13 protein-coding genes are annotated in these 14,755 nt (G+C 58.2%); 7 read left to right on the top strand and 6 right to left on the bottom strand.

Annotated features, from left to right (window positions below; translation table 11 throughout):
• Positions 1-62 precede the first annotated feature (62 nt).
• Both BLV09_RS02775 and BLV09_RS02770 read left to right on the top strand, forming a co-directional pair.
• The gene (locus BLV09_RS02775) at positions 63-488 is read left to right on the top strand and encodes a c-type cytochrome (RefSeq protein WP_146686237.1); all 426 of its coding nucleotides are present in this window, start codon (positions 63-65) and stop codon (positions 486-488) included.
• Between the two features lie 132 nt (positions 489-620).
• Positions 621-1,532, top strand: a complete 912-nt coding sequence (locus tag BLV09_RS02770; protein WP_146686236.1) for a heme o synthase — start codon at positions 621-623, stop codon at positions 1,530-1,532.
• A gap of 880 nt (positions 1,533-2,412) precedes the next feature.
• On the opposite strand, the gene BLV09_RS02765 is transcribed toward BLV09_RS02770, so the two are convergent.
• Positions 2,413-2,616: a cold-shock protein gene (locus BLV09_RS02765; protein ID WP_074278830.1), complete on the bottom strand. Its 204-nt coding sequence runs from the start codon at positions 2,614-2,616 to the stop codon at positions 2,413-2,415.
• Between the two features lie 549 nt (positions 2,617-3,165).
• On the opposite strand from BLV09_RS02765, the gene BLV09_RS02760 reads away from it, so the two are divergent.
• Positions 3,166-3,351 (top strand): hypothetical protein, encoded by a 186-nt coding sequence (locus BLV09_RS02760; RefSeq protein ID WP_146686235.1) that lies wholly within the window; start codon positions 3,166-3,168, stop codon positions 3,349-3,351.
• Between the two features lie 333 nt (positions 3,352-3,684).
• Here the strand turns inward: BLV09_RS02760 and BLV09_RS02755 are convergent, their stop codons facing one another.
• Positions 3,685-4,089: an SPW repeat protein gene (locus tag BLV09_RS02755; protein ID WP_100382510.1), complete on the bottom strand. Its 405-nt coding sequence runs from the start codon at positions 4,087-4,089 to the stop codon at positions 3,685-3,687.
• A 584-nt stretch (positions 4,090-4,673) separates the two neighbouring features.
• Here BLV09_RS02755 and BLV09_RS02750 point away from each other — a divergent pair.
• From BLV09_RS02750 to BLV09_RS02740, 3 genes are all read left to right on the top strand, one after another.
• Complete coding sequence (locus BLV09_RS02750; protein ID WP_146686234.1) at positions 4,674-5,042, top strand: VOC family protein; 369 nt, start codon at positions 4,674-4,676, stop codon at positions 5,040-5,042.
• 83 nt (positions 5,043-5,125) lie between these two features.
• Positions 5,126-5,875 (top strand): cupin domain-containing protein, encoded by a 750-nt coding sequence (locus tag BLV09_RS02745; protein WP_167558603.1) that lies wholly within the window; start codon positions 5,126-5,128, stop codon positions 5,873-5,875.
• Positions 5,876-6,118: 243 nt separating this feature from the next.
• The gene (locus BLV09_RS02740) at positions 6,119-7,006 is read left to right on the top strand and encodes a LysM peptidoglycan-binding domain-containing protein (RefSeq protein ID WP_146686232.1); all 888 of its coding nucleotides are present in this window, start codon (positions 6,119-6,121) and stop codon (positions 7,004-7,006) included.
• 538 nt (positions 7,007-7,544) lie between these two features.
• On the opposite strand, the gene BLV09_RS02735 is transcribed toward BLV09_RS02740, so the two are convergent.
• The 4 genes from BLV09_RS02735 to BLV09_RS02720 form a co-directional block, all read right to left on the bottom strand.
• Positions 7,545-7,838, bottom strand: coding sequence for a GYD domain-containing protein (locus BLV09_RS02735; protein WP_100382514.1), 294 nt, complete (start codon positions 7,836-7,838; stop codon positions 7,545-7,547).
• A gap of 65 nt (positions 7,839-7,903) precedes the next feature.
• Positions 7,904-9,334, bottom strand: coding sequence for a type I glutamate--ammonia ligase (gene glnA, locus BLV09_RS02730; protein ID WP_146686231.1), 1,431 nt, complete (start codon positions 9,332-9,334; stop codon positions 7,904-7,906).
• Positions 9,335-9,471: 137 nt separating this feature from the next.
• Entirely contained in the window at positions 9,472-9,654 is a 183-nt protein-coding gene (locus tag BLV09_RS02725; RefSeq protein ID WP_100382515.1) for a hypothetical protein, read from the bottom strand.
• 287 nt (positions 9,655-9,941) lie between these two features.
• Positions 9,942-12,725, bottom strand: coding sequence for a UPF0182 family membrane protein (locus BLV09_RS02720; RefSeq protein WP_146686230.1), 2,784 nt, complete (start codon positions 12,723-12,725; stop codon positions 9,942-9,944).
• A gap of 762 nt (positions 12,726-13,487) precedes the next feature.
• Between BLV09_RS02720 and BLV09_RS02710 the strand changes: the two genes are divergently transcribed.
• Complete coding sequence (locus tag BLV09_RS02710; protein ID WP_244548949.1) at positions 13,488-14,729, top strand: complex I NDUFA9 subunit family protein; 1,242 nt, start codon at positions 13,488-13,490, stop codon at positions 14,727-14,729.
• Positions 14,730-14,755 lie beyond the last annotated feature (26 nt).

Raw genomic sequence — 14,755 nt, 5'->3', positions numbered from 1 at the left:
CAGCCGAAATAGTCACTGCGGTTTGCGCTGGCATATTCCTTATCGGCCATGGAGACAGTCGGATGCGCAGTTCCGTTCTCGTACTCGGAGCCGGAATATTCGCAATCGTCCCTGGGTATGCCCAGGATGCGGCTTCGGGCGAGAAGATTTTCGTCCAATGCAGGGCGTGTCACCAAATTGGGGAGAACGCGAAGAACGCAGTTGGCCCGGTGCTCAACGGCCTGTTCGGGCGAAAGGCCGGGATAATCGAAGGCTACAGCTATTCTCCTGCGAACAAGAATTCCGGCATCACCTGGGATGAAGCAACCTTCCGCGAATACATCAAGGATCCGCGGGCCAAGATACCTGGTACCAAAATGACTTTTCCAGGTTTGAAAGATCCGAAGCAAATTGACGATATCGTCGCCTACCTCAAACAGTTCGATTCTACGGGAAAGAAGAAAGCGGGGATCGTCCCTGCCGGAAGAAAGCTCGCGAAGGTGCAGTAGCAGCGCAGTCGGCGAAATCGGGTCTGCCGCCTTTCGGAGACTGCCTGACAAGAGTGTTCCACAACCGATGGCTTTTTGAGTATCAGACTGAAAGACGTCGCCGTATCGCTTGCAAGCCGAGGTATTAATCTCATGCAAATCAACCGTTCAATTCTCCTTCGCGGAAGCTATGCTAACATCGGAGACTATGTCGCGCTGACGAAACCACGCGTTATGTCACTGGTCGTCTTTACCGCATTAGTCGGTCTCATGGTCGCACCAGGCGGCATCGATCCCTTCGCCGGTGTTGTTGCTCTTCTTTGCATAGCTGCCGGAGCTGGCGCCGCAGGTGCGCTCAATATGTGGTACGACGCCGACATCGATGCGGTGATGGCGCGTACCGCGATGCGTCCAATTCCTAGCGGCCGTGTATCGCGCTCGGAAGCATTAGCTTTCGGACTTGTGCTTGGCGTGTGCGCCATTCTGGCCCTCGGCATGTTGCTGAACGTAGCCGCGGCCGCGCTGCTTGCTTTCACAATATTCTTTTATGTCGTCGTCTACACGATGTGGCTCAAACGCCGAACACCGCAAAATATCGTCATTGGTGGTGCGGCTGGCGCACTCCCTCCGGTGATCGGCTGGGTTGCGGTCGCCGGAAATGTTGGGCTCGAACCGCTCATCCTGTTCCTGATCATCTTCCTTTGGACGCCACCCCACTTCTGGGCACTGTCGCTCAATCTTGCCGGAGAATACGCTCGCGCCGGCGTGCCGATGTTGCCGGTCGTCGCCGGCAGGGCCGAAACAAAGCGCCAGATTCTTCTCTATAGCGTTCTTCTGGTTCCGATCTCATTGCTACCCTGGGCACTCGGGTTCGCGGGGGCCATCTATGGCTCGGCTGCGGCGATGCTTGGAGCGATCATGATTTTTCTCTCATGGCAAGTACGTCGCAGCAATGACAGGGAAAGGCGGCCTGCTCGTCGCCTATTCGTGTTTTCGATGCTCTATCTGGTCCTTCTTTTTGGTGTGCTGCTGATGAATGCTGCACCCTATGCTCAGTCCCGCTAGAGCGAAGTCCACCGCTTCGTTTCGCGGTGCTTTCTGCAAGCGACAAAAATTCGTGGCACGTTGGCCGAGTCAGTCACGTGCCGCGGACCTTGGCCGGCTGCTCTTCTCGATGCTCGCTCCCCAATTGCTGCGCGCTCGTGATTGCGCCAGCGCGCAAGACCGCGTCGATAACGACTTGAGCACCCTGGGCAGCAGGGGTCATTTGCCTTCCGCAATCCTCCGCCTGCCAGCGTTCGTCAGTCGAAGTCCGCCCGACAATTCCTGTATGTACCCTAGTTGGATCAGTCGGTCTTTGTGTTCGGCTGGGATTGTCCGGTGCATCAAACCCTTAGCGCAGTCCCGCAACGAGACGAATTCTTCGTGGGTCAATGGCGCAGACAAATCGGGGTTCATTTTCCAAATATGCGCCTCCGGCTCTGCCGTTCAAGCCAGTCATCCTGCCACAATCAAACTGACCCACTACCGGCCTTTCCGTCTGGATGTTTGACCAGCTCGAATGTGGCAACGTGGGTGCTTTCCAACCAAGACTCTAGCGTGGCCCCGCAGACTTTACAGGATGCGTGACCCGTGTGCGGTACTAAGAACTTCGCTTCAGTGCGTTTGTACTCAGCGCCGCAATTGCATCGGACAATTGTCGCCATTGTGGGAATATGCACCTGCGGCACTCCGAAACAAGCGGAAACCCTCCGCCACAATCAAACTGATCCACTACCGGCGTTTGGGTGCGAAGCCCCAGGAATCATCCGCCAGTGCCGGATATCTCGGCATACAATGCCTTCAAAGGTTCCAAAGCCTCGATGCGACGTGCAATTGGGACTACAGATACCTCGCAGCCGCGAACCGCGCCCCCCCTGGCAGGCTTTGCCATGCCCTTCCGAAGTCACCCGACCCTCAAATTCTCCGCCGAAGTCTTCCCCTTGTTGGGCACTTCCTCATAGCTCACCTTTGCACCCTCATTGAGTGTGCTGAGCCCAGCTTTTTCAACCGCGGAGATGTGCACGAACACATCCTTGCTGCCGTTATCAGGCTGAATGAATCCATAGCCCTTTGTCGCGTTGAACCACTTCACCGTTCCAGTTGCCACCTTGATCGTCTCCCATATCCGATAGGACCTAGAAACAACCTCATGCCGATTTGGAAAGCAAACAAAACCCGCCGGGGTGAGCCGGCGGGCCCGGAGTATGGGCTGGTGCCTACCTTCCTTCCACATATTCGAGAATTAACTCGCGTTTGAGATCCCTGGAGGCGTACACTTACACAATCACCGCTCCGCCTCCCAGGCATTACCGGTGACAGAGAGTGTTGCGCTCCCGCCTATTCGAGGGAAGCATCATGCCCCAGTCTCAACGCCTGTCGTCCGTCATTCCGTTCATTGCAATTGAGCGTCCCGCTTGTCCAAAGTGCAAGGCCGCGATGATGCAAGTCAGTATCGAGCCAGCACGCGCGGGCGTCGACTTGCATACGTTTGAATGCGCTATCTGCAATCACGTACTTACGACCCTCGCTGCGTACGAAGACCCCATGAGGTCCAAGGGTCTTGGACGCTGGCTTCAAGGCGATTTGCACCCGCCGAAGTAAGGCGCGCGCCGGACGTGAACGAGCGAAATCACCTCTCCTGGTCCGAAAGACGGCCATGCAACCCGTCAAACAGGATCAGTTTTGGTATGTTCTTCGCGACGGCGAATGGCGCCGCGCGCGCGTCATCAACGCGATTTCCGACCGGGTGAACCTTCATCTTTTCAAGGACGACAATTCGGCGACGGGAAACACGGCAATGGTCACGCTGGGCGAGATGACGGATTCCTTGATAGGAGCCTGAAACCAGCGCCGAAATGTGCTCCCGTTGTGCGTCCGCAAAAGGTCCGTTCAAAATCTTGTCGGCGGACATGCGTTGGAAGGGAGGGGCACCCTGCTTCGAACCTCTCACCGATCGCCGGGCGCACTCGGAGCCATTCCAATTGTTATGATCCGATAGGGAATTTGACCGAGATTTGTTCTCATGAGCGCCCAGGTCGCGAACATCAACGTGAACAAACATATCACTGCGATCAAACCCATGTAATTCGGGCCCCGGCTGCCGCTTACGGGCGGTTTTTCATAAGTGTGCATATCCTCACTCCTTTACGGATGCCAACGAACCCGGTGTTGGCCATTATCGCCCGTGCTTAAGCATCTCCTGATCACTGAGGTCCCAGTCCTGCCACAACTGCAGTGTCGCGAGCAGCACCACCAGTCCGCCTAGACTGGGATGCCAGAATCTGAGCAAGCCGTCGTCGAAGTAACCGAAGATGTAAGGCGAGGCGATTAGCCAGAGGCCGAGCAAGATCTCGCATCCCTCTTGCCAACGCTGCAACGCAACATATTCGAGCTGGGCAAGACCGAACACCAAGACGCCGATCGTAATCGTATTCAAAACCACGAAGCCACGGTCTCCACCAACAAGCTCGTGGCTTGTTTGCGCGGGAAACCAGGACGACAACGCAATCAGCATGCCAAGCAGCATGCCGCACCAGTCTTCCCATGTTCGATGTGTGTGAAAAAACCGAAAGTCCGACATTGTAAACCTCCCTTGTAAAGAGGCATACGTCAGCGGCTGACGGGCGCGACACTCCCACTGTCCATCGACCAATCTGGCCGCATCGGGGGCGTATGTCAGTCATTTAGGTAACAACCACGTCGACTTCTGCAAGGCCGCGTCAGGGTTTTTTGCAGCGCACGGTCTGAAGTCAGCGCCCGACGGACAGAAGCGAGCGGCATTTTCCTGCACGCCGGGGCTCCGCCCGAAACGACGTTAGCCGGAGTAAGTCGCGGCTATTCCATCCCCCATCTTGAAAAGAAAATTTGGTTTAAGCTTACTGGCTCGACGGTGTTTTACTTGCGTCCGGTGGGGCCCAAGCAACTTGGCGGTCTTGAGGTTGATCATCGTTCGAACTTGGAAGGTTGCCCAATTGTCAGGTCGGAAGGTTTGGCACCTTTCAAAATGCGATCGAGCTATGGAACTCCATTGCGGATATTTCTGATCCAGCCGATCTATGATGAGGCGGAGGTCAGCCTGCGCGTCACGCAGTCGGCTTCGTTCTGACCGGTAGAGAACTGTCGATTACAAACAGCGCAGGGAAATAAAACAGGAGAGTTCTGTCCATGATCGAGGGGATCAGCGCGGTCACACTGGGCACCCACGAAATGCCACGAGCTGTCCGATTCTACCGCGCGCTGGGGTTTGAGGTCCTGCATGGCGGCGAAGAATCGTCATTCACCAGCTTTCGAGCGGGGACCAGCTATCTCAACCTCGTCGTCCAGCCCGCCGAGCGGCACTGGTCCTGGTGGGGGCGAGTAATCTTCTACGTCGCCGATGTTGACGCACTTTACGACCGTGCGCTCGCGGCGGGATACCAGCCAGTTACCGTGCCCCGCGACGCCGAATGGGGTGAGCGCTTCTTCCACCTATTTGACCCCGACGGCCACGAACTGAGTTTCGCCCGGCCCTTGCTCCCGCCTTCTGTCCAATAGCAGCCCGAAGCGGCCTGCCATTCCAAGAGGCGCTGGGAGAGCGTATGGTGCTCCGATTATCCTTCCGAACCTGGGAGGCAATCGTGCAGTTCAGGACGACCGGACTACTGTTGCTCGGCGCGATGGCGCTTCCCGCCTCCGCGACCGCGCAAACTCCCCCTGCTCCACCGGCAATTACGCGAACAGTGGTCGCCGCAACCAAACTGCCGACCGTCACCGACGTGCCGCTCCATTTCAAAGCGGTGAGCATCACTCTTCAGCCGCACGAGAAGAGCGACGTCTCGGCGGCCAACGGTATCCTCTACCAGATGTCAGGATCGACCGAGGTCGCGCTCGATGGCGAGACCAAAGTGCTGAACCCCGGAGAGGGACTGTTCATTGCCGGCGGAAAGACCGCGGCGCTAACGGCGGGCAGCGGAGAGTCATCTACTTTCCTCCACTTCTTCCTTGTTCCCGCTGTGGACTTGGGTCGGCCTGCTGAGACGGCAGCTGCCGTGAGAGAATTATATCGCACAGCGAATCCGATCCCCGACTTGAAGCCAGGCGGTTATGATCTCAATCTTACGCGGGTTACATTTCCGGTGCGGACGCCTTCCAACCCGCCACACCATCGGTCAGGCGCGGCTCTATACTTTGTCATCTCCGGCACCGGGGCCAACACGGTCGACGGTAAGACAGAAGCAAGGGGACCGGGTTCCCTGATCTATGAACCGTACGCCCTCGTGCACCAATGGGGAAACCCAGGCGACGAGCCGTTGATATTCTTGGCCTTCAACATCAATCCGGAAGGTGTGGCAGCCGTGCTTCCGGGCGCACCAGCAAAGAATCAATAGCTAACGGCGGGCGCGGCCCACCGCATCCATAATATCGTCCTCCACACGTAATTCGCGCCTTCGGGGCGCAGGACATTTCAGTGTGCCCTGTCACTTCCGGTCGAAAGCGTCTGCGTTGCACCGCGATGTGCATTGGTCAGCGCGACTGACCGATGGGATACGGACTTGAGGACCGGCACAAATCGGCGCAGGCTCAACCCGGGGCTGCTGACGAGCCGACGGTCTAGCCAAGGGTCGCGTATTATGACCGCCACATCGATAAGCCGAATAGTCATACCGTTTTTGGCACTTGTTGCGGCTTGTGGTGCAGCCCTTGTCTTCGGCATCACGCCCGTACAGCGCGAGCCGCCGGTTGAAATCAGAGCCGTTGCCGCTGCGCCGGCGGTTTCGCCCCCTGCATCAGGCGATCGAGACGAAGGCTCGGCTGTACCTGCCGTATCGCCGCACTCGCCGGACACCGATGAGTCCGTGCCCGTCTTCGACATTGCCCGCATTGAGCGAACGGGTGACGCGGTCATCGCCGGCAGGGCTGCGCCGGGCGCGGTCGTGGAACTGTTGCGCAACGGCGAGCGCCATGATCAAGCGGTCGCAGATCAAACCGGGCAATTCGTCATGGTCCCTCCCCGGCTTCCTCCCGGAGACTATGAGCTGACATTGAGGTCCAGACAGCCGGACGGCAAGCAGGCAACATCCAAACAGAGCGTGGTAGTTGCGCTAGGCGAGTCTAGCTCCGGCGCGATCCGATCGAGCGCCGAGGCGCCTTTCAATGTTCCGGAAGCGGTGGTGGCAAACCCTTCCGTGCTGGATCAGACCGTTGGGTCTTCTCAAGCGCACCAATCTTCCCAGCCTCCTTTTCAAATTGCAAAGCGGCAGGACACAGCCATTTCACAGGTGCCGCACGCGACTGCCACCAACCCCCTGCCAGGCGGAAGCTCACCGTCCGCCGTGGTCGTGCCCAGGACGGCAACCACAATCGTATCCCGTGGCGACAGCCTCTGGCGCATCAGCCGTGTCATCTACGGTACGGGCTTGCGATACGCCGCCGTTTACAAAGCGAACCGGGAGCTGATTCGAAATCCAAATCGTATTTATCCCGGCCAGCTCTTTGTCCTTCCTATGAAAGCGCGCTGAAAAGTGGCGACAATTCCAGCGCCTGCATGAGGGATGGTTACGCACCTTTTTACGCGCGGTCGACCATCGCGGCTCGCCATCGCCACGCGACGGCGTCGCTGGATCGGGCGCGGAACACAACGAAGAGGGGCCGCTCTCAAATAGATCATCCGGCGCTTGCGGGGGCGACCCTTTCGATGCCGTAGGGGCGTACGGTGAGAGTTCACGGAAATTAGCATCATAACTCTTCCGGGTTTGATCCCGGCTGTGTAAAAACTCAAAAATTCAAAAGACGACGAGAATAATTTCCGAAACAATCGCATCCGAACAAGCCCGCGAAGTTTCGCAGACCAGAAGCGAAACTTGGTGGAATGCTCATTCTACCATTATCGCGGCGCCGCTGCGTTTTTACACAGCCAAGACCTTCACCGGACATTCGACCAGTTAGACCCGTGCCGTAAAATCGCTTACGCTCGGGCGATAGCTTCGGCCGGCCGGTCCACTCGGACAGCCGTTCCGACCCGACCGAATCCTCGCTGCAATTGTGTGCGTGAGCCGACTAGCCCAGCGAGTTGATGATTTCCCGATAAGCCGCCTCGGGAAACGCTTTCAGCGTGCGCGTCCGGATATTTCCCAGCATGCCCATCTGCAGGCTGAAACGTGCCGCCACAGCGTCGTCCGGAGCTTCGAAGATCGCGACCATGTCATAGTCGCCCATAGTCAGGTAGAAGGATTTGAACTCGCCGCTCATATCCTTGAGGGCTTTCTTCGCAGCATCCAGACGACGTGGCGAGTCCTTCGCCTTCAGGATCCCTTGCTCGGTCCAATTTGCAAGCATGACGTATGTGGTCATGATCGTCCTCCTTCCGGGGTCCTGCCCCGGATAATCTCCGGGGCAGGCTTGCCCCGGAACACGCGCTAGATGTCGTAATAGAGATGAAACTCGTGAGGATGCGGACGCAGCCGGATGGCATCGACCTCCTTTGTTCGCTTGTAGTCGAGCCAGGTTTCGATCACGTCGCGGGTGAACACATCGCCGCGCAGCAGGAACGCGTGATCGCGTTCGAGTGCGTCAAGCGCCTGATCCAGCGATCCAGGCGTCGACTTCACGTCCTTCGCCTCGGCAGGCGGGAGATCATAAAGATTCTTGTCGATCGGCCTGCCCGGGTCGATCTTGTTGTCGATGCCGTCAAGGCCCGCCATCAGCATAGCGGAGAAGGCAAGGTACGGATTGCAGGAAGGATCCGGCGAACGAAACTCGACGCGCTTTGCCCGCGGGTTCGGCGAATACATCGGAATCCGGCAGCAGGCCGAGCGATTGCGCTGGGAATAGACCAGGTTGATCGGCGCTTCGTAGCCCGGCACCAGACGGCGATAGGAGTTGGTGGTCGGGGCGCAAAAGCCGCATAACGCCCAAGCGTGGCTCAACAGCCCGCCGATGTAATAGCGACCAAGTTCGCTCAGTTGGGCGTAGTCCGCCTCACCGTAGAACAGATTGGTCTCGCCGTTCCACAGACTCTGATGAACGTGCATTCCCGAGGCGTTGTCCTCGAACAGCGGTTTGGGCATGAACGTCGCCGTCATGCCGTTTTGGCGGGCGGTATTCTTCACCACGTATTTGTAAATCATCAGGTTATCGGCCATCCGGGTGAGCGTGGTGAAGCGCATGTCGATTTCGTTTTGGCCGCCGGTCGCGACTTCATGATGATGGGCTTCGATCGCAATTCCGAGCGACTCCATCGTCAGCACCATCTCGGTGCGGAGATCCTGCATGCTGTCGGTCGGAGGAACCGGAAAATATCCTTCTTTCGGACGCGGCTTGTGGCCCAGATTCGGCGCTTCCTTCGTGCCGGTGTTCCAACTGCCCTCGCCGGAATCGATTTCGTGGAAGGCGTAGTTGATGCCCTGTCCGTAGCGCACGTCGTTGAACACGAAGAACTCCGCCTCCGGGCCGAACTGGCTGGTATTGGCGCGGCCAGTGCTCTTCAGGTGAGTCTCGGCCTTCTGCGCGATGTAGCGGGCGTCACGGCTATAGGATTGACCGGTAACGGGATCCCTGATGTTGCAAATCAGGACCAACGTCTTCGTCGGGGTGAATGGGTCGACAAAGGCGGTCGTCGGGTCCGGAACGACCAGCATGTCGCTTTCCTGGATCTCCTGGAATCCGCGGATCGATGAGCCGTCGAACCCGATACCTGCATCGAGAGCATCGATATTAGCTGCACTCGGCGGCACGGAAAAATGCTGCCAGACCCCCGGCAAGTCGGTGAACCGCAGATCAATCATCTCGACCTTCTCGTCTTTTATCGCCTTCAGGAGATCTTCGGCTGTCGCACAATTCGGAACCATGGCTTCGCTCCTGTATCCGAGAGGGCGCGCGCCGCGGCCAAGCTGCTGGGGACGAATTTGGCCATGTCCCACCCTCGGCGCCGCCGTTGGCGGCGCCCGCACGCAGACACGCCTTCGTCACGCGCGATCCGTCAGCTTCAGCTTTGGTGAGGCCCGCGCATGATTTTCATGGCGTCTTCGACATGCCTCCAGGTTCTGGCCAATTCCACCTCGCCCTTTGCTTCAAGGTCGATGGCGTTCTGGGCGGCTTCCGCAATGGCCTTCGCGCCGTGTGCTTCCAGCAACTGTCGCGCAAAGCTTTGGATTTCGATTTCTCGCATGGCGCCATGCTCCTCACTTCTGCACGACCGTCAATTCCAGCCGGGCAGCAGAACCGTAGACGTCCATCAAGCGTATACAGTCTGCATCCTGACGCGGCACGTTTGCAAGAGCTCTCTTCCAGGTCTTTGCCGCAAGAAACCGGACGCCGGCAACCATACCGCGACCAGGATGTCGTAAGTCCTTTGCGCCAGATCGAGCGCAGACGCTGCTGGCATGCACTCATTGCCGTGTCCGCAATTTGCACTCCTCAGGTTCAGAGGTGTCGCAAGAATGCATATTCCGGGTCTTAGTGGCCGGTGGATTGCCGGCTCATTTTTTCCAAGATGTCGCGCAGTGCGTCGAACTGGTTGCCGAAGCCTTGCCAATCTCCGGCCTTTAATCGCTCCACCGCCTGATTGTAGCGATCGAGCGCCTGCTGTGGCTGACTTCCCGCCGGGCTCGCGAGGCGCATCTCCTCTGCGGTGCTTGATATCGCCGGCCCAGCACCGGATTCTGTGAACAGTGCCGCCAAGGCCTCGGCAAGCGTCTCCTTCATCACGACATGTTCACCGTAGGCCGCGATCACGCGTTTCAGCTCCGGCAGGTGCCCTTGCTGCGCTCGCAAATAGAGTGGCGATACGTAAAGGATCGAGTTCTCGATCGGGATCACAAGCAGGTTCCCGCGTATCACCCGCGAACCCATCTGATTCCACAGCGTGAGTTGCTGCGAAATCTCCGTATTCTGATTGATCCGCGCCTCGATCTGGAACGGCCCGTAGACGAGTTTCTCCTTGGGAAATTCGTAGACGATCAGCTTGCCGTAGTCGGGCGGGTCGCAGCGCGCGGCGAGCCACGCAATCATGTTGTCGCGGCGGCTGGGTACCATGGGAAGCATGAGGAAGAATTCGGCCTGCGGTTCGCCGGGAAGCCGCATGATGATGTAATAAGGGGTCATCGGTGAGATGCCGTCGTCGCCCGGCTGACGCGGGAATTGCCAGAGATCCTCGCGGTTGTAGAAAACGTCGGCGGCTTCCATGTGATAGGTTTGATACAGCCGCGCCTGAATCAGGAACAGATCCTCTGGATACCGAATGTGCTTCTGCAAGTCCGACGGCATAGCCGTGAACGGTTTGAACAAGGTTGGAAAGATGCGCTGGTAGGTCGCCGCAATCGGGTCGCCGGGGTCAATCAGATAGAAGTCGATGGTCCCGTTATAGGCATCGACGGTAACCTTCACAGAATTGCGAATGTAGTTGAGGTCGAGATCTTGCGCAGGCTGCGCAGAGGGAAAATAGGAGCTCGTCGTGTAGGCGTCCTGCATCCAGAACATCCGCCCATTGCTGATAACCAGATAGGGGTCATGATCAAGCCTGAGGAACGGAGCGATCGTGCGCACCCGTTCCAGGATATTGCGCCGGATCATGATTCGGCTGTCGGTCGTGATGTAGCTTGAGAGAAGCACGTTTGGGTCATTGAAGTAGTAGGCGAACAGCATTCTCGAAGCCGCCGTTCCGATCGGAACGCCGCCGGCGCCGTCATAGGTCGCGTAGACGTTGTCTTTCCCTTTCGGATAATCGAACTCTGGTGTGCTTCCCTTGACGATGACGTAGTCGTCACTCTCTTCGCCAAAGTAGATGCGTGGTTCGTCGATTTTGGGACCTCCGTCTGCAACAGGAGGAATATCCCGCAAATAGAAGAACGGAAGTCCTTCAGTGCTCTTGCGGGTGACCGGGCTCATCACCGCGCCATTGCCGTGAGTGAACAGCAGGTGGCGGTTGACCCAGGTCTGGGCGTTCGGCGGCAGCAAGGAGGGCCGCAGTTCGCGAGCCGACAGCATCACGCTTTGGTAGGAACCGTCGAGCCAGTAGCGATCGACGTCAAGATCATGGAATTTGTAGTAGGTGCGGATCTCTTGCAGTTGGGCGTAGGTATCCGACAAGGGCTGCCAATCCCACAGCCTGATATTTTCGATTGTCGCCTTGTTGGCCTCCAGCGTCTTGAAGGTAAGCTTCTGTTCGGCAGCAAACGGCTTGGCCACGATCTGATCGAGATTGTAGGCCTGTCTAGTGAGCGCGATGTTGCGTTCGATGTAGGGCTTTTCCAGCTGCAACTCGGTTGGTTTGACGAACAACTGCCGGAACAGCACAGGGATTGCGCCGGACAGCACAAAAGATCCGATGCCAACGAGTAAGAACGCCGCGGTAGGAAGCCGGTAAGTTCGCACCCGGAGGTTTGCCCACGCGGCGAACGCAGCGATGATCGAAAGCCCGATCATCAGCCACAGACCCGGTAGCCCCACATGTACATCAGTGTAGCTTGCGCCGACGACTACGCCGTTGTCGCCGTAGAGCAGCAGATAGCGGTCGAGACCATAGGACCACGCCTTCACCGCGAAGAGAAGACCGACCAGCGCTGAGCCGTGAGCGATCACTGTCGGCGACATCGATCGGTGGTGAACGGAGTATTCGATGTCGCCGTGCACCCAGTAGATCGTTCCGGCGAAAAGAGCGCTCAGAACGAGTGTGAGCAGCATCCAGTTCTTGATGAGGATATAGGCTGGCAGCGAGAAGATATAGAAGCCGATGTCCTTGTTGTAGAGCGGATCGTCTGCGCCATATGGCACGTGATAGAGAAACTGCAGGAAGATGCCCCAATTGCCGGCTTCTGCTGCGGCGACCAGCAGAGCGAGTAAACCTGCACCACCTGCGATAACCCGGGGCCACGGCAGTCGATCACGCATCAGCGTGAATAGATTGGGCGGCGGCGCAAAGCGCGCGGGTTGCCACCCGGAGGCGGCGACGGCTTGTGCCGGCTGCCACCGGGCAAAGCGCACCGCGACCAATCCGTTCAGCCAAAGGATGACGGCAGTCGCGGTCAAAACGGCGAAAAAGATGGCGGCTTTGGCGCCGATCGTCGTCAAAAAAACCTGCAGATAACCGATAGAGGAAAACCACAGCCAATCGATCAGGAAGTTGCTCGCGAACCCGAGCAGGATCAGGCAAATCCCGGCGACGAGGGCCGCAATGATCGACCCGACCACGGCGTTTTGCCTTGGTGCCGTCCGCCCGAGTCCGGTGATCCCGATCGTCATGGTTTGATGATAGCGGAAATGAGGGACGCTTGCCGTTTGATTCGTGGTGGGGGGTCGTGCGTCAAGGCAGTGGATGCGCGGGCTCGAAGTCCCGTCGCCGCGACGGCGGAACTCATGAAGCTGTTTCCACCTCGCGGCCGTCAGCAATCGAGCGAGATGCAGAACGGAAACAGGAGTAACGCGGCAACGACCGTCACCTGCACGGCGGAGACGCCGGCATTTTTACCCGGTTCCGTCGCGCGGCCAGTTATGCCGCACAACAGCACGTGACCCGACCGGAAGCGACCGCCTCGTGATTGCCCTGCAGGACCGGCTGGTGAAGGAGATGCGGCTATCCGGCATCGGTACGATACCATCCCGGCGGGCAACGCGTTGCTTCCGGCATTCCTGGACAAGTACAACGAGCGCTTTGCCAAAGCGCCTCTTGAGGATCGCGATGTTCACCGTCCCAGCTGACCGGGCATGACGACCTCGACGACGCCTTTGCCCGGAAGGAAGAGCGCACGGTCTCAATGAACCTAACGCTGCAATACGATCAGGTGCAGTTCATTCTTGAACCAAATTGAGGATTTTCGTTGCCGCGCTCTGTCGCAGTTCGCGCGTGAGTGATTGTTCAACCACGGGGGAGCATGGGATGGGCTTTTCTCAAGCAATCATTTGACGATTTCGAACCATCTTGCCCTCTCGCGCCGAAGCTTTGGGCGGGTTATCAATATCAAGCCGCAACGCAATCACCCATAAAACCACCAGCAAGGTAGGATCATGTTCAAGCACCTGCTCATTGAGCTCCTTGGTCACGTATCCGGTCTCAGCGATGCACAACTGAGGCAAATGGAGAAATCGTTGCCGGCGAGCAAGGCGCTGATCGATCTTCTCATTAGGGCACAGCCATTCATCGAACAGGCGCAAAAGCTGTACGCGGAAGCTGAGCCGCTGATCGATGAAGCAAGGAAAGAGTTGCAGACTGTCGGCCCCGCGGTACAAATTTTGATCGATGCTATCGGGCATCATGTCAACAAAGGTAGTTCGCCGGCGGAGGCCGCAGAGGCAGTCCGCACCGCACTTAACGGCTCGATCAAGAGCGTCACCCAGGATCCTTGGATCGATCCGCAAATGAGCTGCGTGACTGTGTTCGGGGGAACTGGCTTTGTCGGCCGTCGCATTGTGCGCTATTTGCGTGAGTCCGGCGCCACGGTGCGCGTCGCCTCGCGGCATCCTAGGCCGGCTGAGGGCGACGGCGTCGAACAGATCGCCGCCGACGCACATGACGAGCGCTCGGTAGAGGCCGCCGTTGCGGGCGCCGATGGCGTGGTCAACGCGATTAGCCTGTACGTCGAGCACGGAAGCGACACATTCCATTCTGTGCACGTCGAAACGGCCGCTAGGATCGCGAGCGCAGCGCGGCGGGTCGGGGCCAAACGGCTAGTTCACCTATCGGGAATCGGCGCCGATGCGGCCTCGTCTTCGCCCTATATTCGCAGTCGCGGCGAAGGCGAGATGGCCGTGCAGGCCGCATTCCCTAGCGCTGTCATCATCCGCCCGGCGGTGATGTTTGCGTCGGACGACGGCTTTCTCACGACGATTCTCAGGCTGCTTCGGGTCCTGCCGGCTTATCCGATATTCGGCGACGGCAGGACGAGGCTCCAGCCGGCGTACGCGGATGACGTTGCTGCGGCGATTACCCAAGTTCTGCGGCAGAGCAGAAAGCCGTACCCTATCTATGAACTGGCCGGCCCGCGCGTCTATTCATACGAGGAGTTGTTGCGGACCATTGCCCGTCGCTCAGGTTTGCGGCCAGTGCTGATGCGGATGCCGTTTGCCTTGTGGGAAGCACTTGCCGGCGTCGCTGAGAGGTTGCCGCATCCGCCCCTCACCCGCAATCAGGTCGAGCTTATGTTGATAGACACCACGGCCTCGGACAACTTGCCGGGGTTTGGCGTGCTCGGCATTTCGCCGCGATCGCTCGAAGAAGAACTCGAAGCGATGCTCAAGCAAACCAACTGAGGAAACTCAGCAAACTGCGCAACAGT

The sequence above is a fragment of the Bradyrhizobium canariense genome (genome assembly GCF_900105125.1).
GTDB lineage: Bacteria > Pseudomonadota > Alphaproteobacteria > Rhizobiales > Xanthobacteraceae > Bradyrhizobium > Bradyrhizobium canariense_A.
Note: the sequence above shows the minus strand (reverse complement) of the source record. Positions and strands in the feature narration are given on the sequence as shown.

Excerpts from the sequence above, each read along its gene's own strand:
- BLV09_RS02770 (WP_146686236.1), top strand. The coding sequence starts at position 621 with ATGCAAATCAACCGTTCAATTCTCCTTCGCGGAAGCTATGCTAACATC.
- BLV09_RS02740 (WP_146686232.1), top strand. The coding sequence starts at position 6,119 with ATGACCGCCACATCGATAAGCCGAATAGTCATACCGTTTTTGGCACTT.
- BLV09_RS02760 (WP_146686235.1), top strand. The coding sequence starts at position 3,166 with ATGCAACCCGTCAAACAGGATCAGTTTTGGTATGTTCTTCGCGACGGC.
- BLV09_RS02755 (WP_100382510.1), bottom strand. The coding sequence starts at position 4,089 with ATGTCGGACTTTCGGTTTTTTCACACACATCGAACATGGGAAGACTGG.
- BLV09_RS02710 (WP_244548949.1), top strand. The coding sequence starts at position 13,488 with ATGTTCAAGCACCTGCTCATTGAGCTCCTTGGTCACGTATCCGGTCTC.
- BLV09_RS02775 (WP_146686237.1), top strand. The coding sequence starts at position 63 with ATGCGCAGTTCCGTTCTCGTACTCGGAGCCGGAATATTCGCAATCGTC.
- BLV09_RS02735 (WP_100382514.1), bottom strand. The coding sequence starts at position 7,838 with ATGACCACATACGTCATGCTTGCAAATTGGACCGAGCAAGGGATCCTG.
- BLV09_RS02725 (WP_100382515.1), bottom strand. The coding sequence starts at position 9,654 with ATGCGAGAAATCGAAATCCAAAGCTTTGCGCGACAGTTGCTGGAAGCA.
- BLV09_RS02750 (WP_146686234.1), top strand. The coding sequence starts at position 4,674 with ATGATCGAGGGGATCAGCGCGGTCACACTGGGCACCCACGAAATGCCA.
- BLV09_RS02720 (WP_146686230.1), bottom strand. The coding sequence starts at position 12,725 with ATGACGATCGGGATCACCGGACTCGGGCGGACGGCACCAAGGCAAAAC.
- glnA (WP_146686231.1), bottom strand. The coding sequence starts at position 9,334 with ATGGTTCCGAATTGTGCGACAGCCGAAGATCTCCTGAAGGCGATAAAA.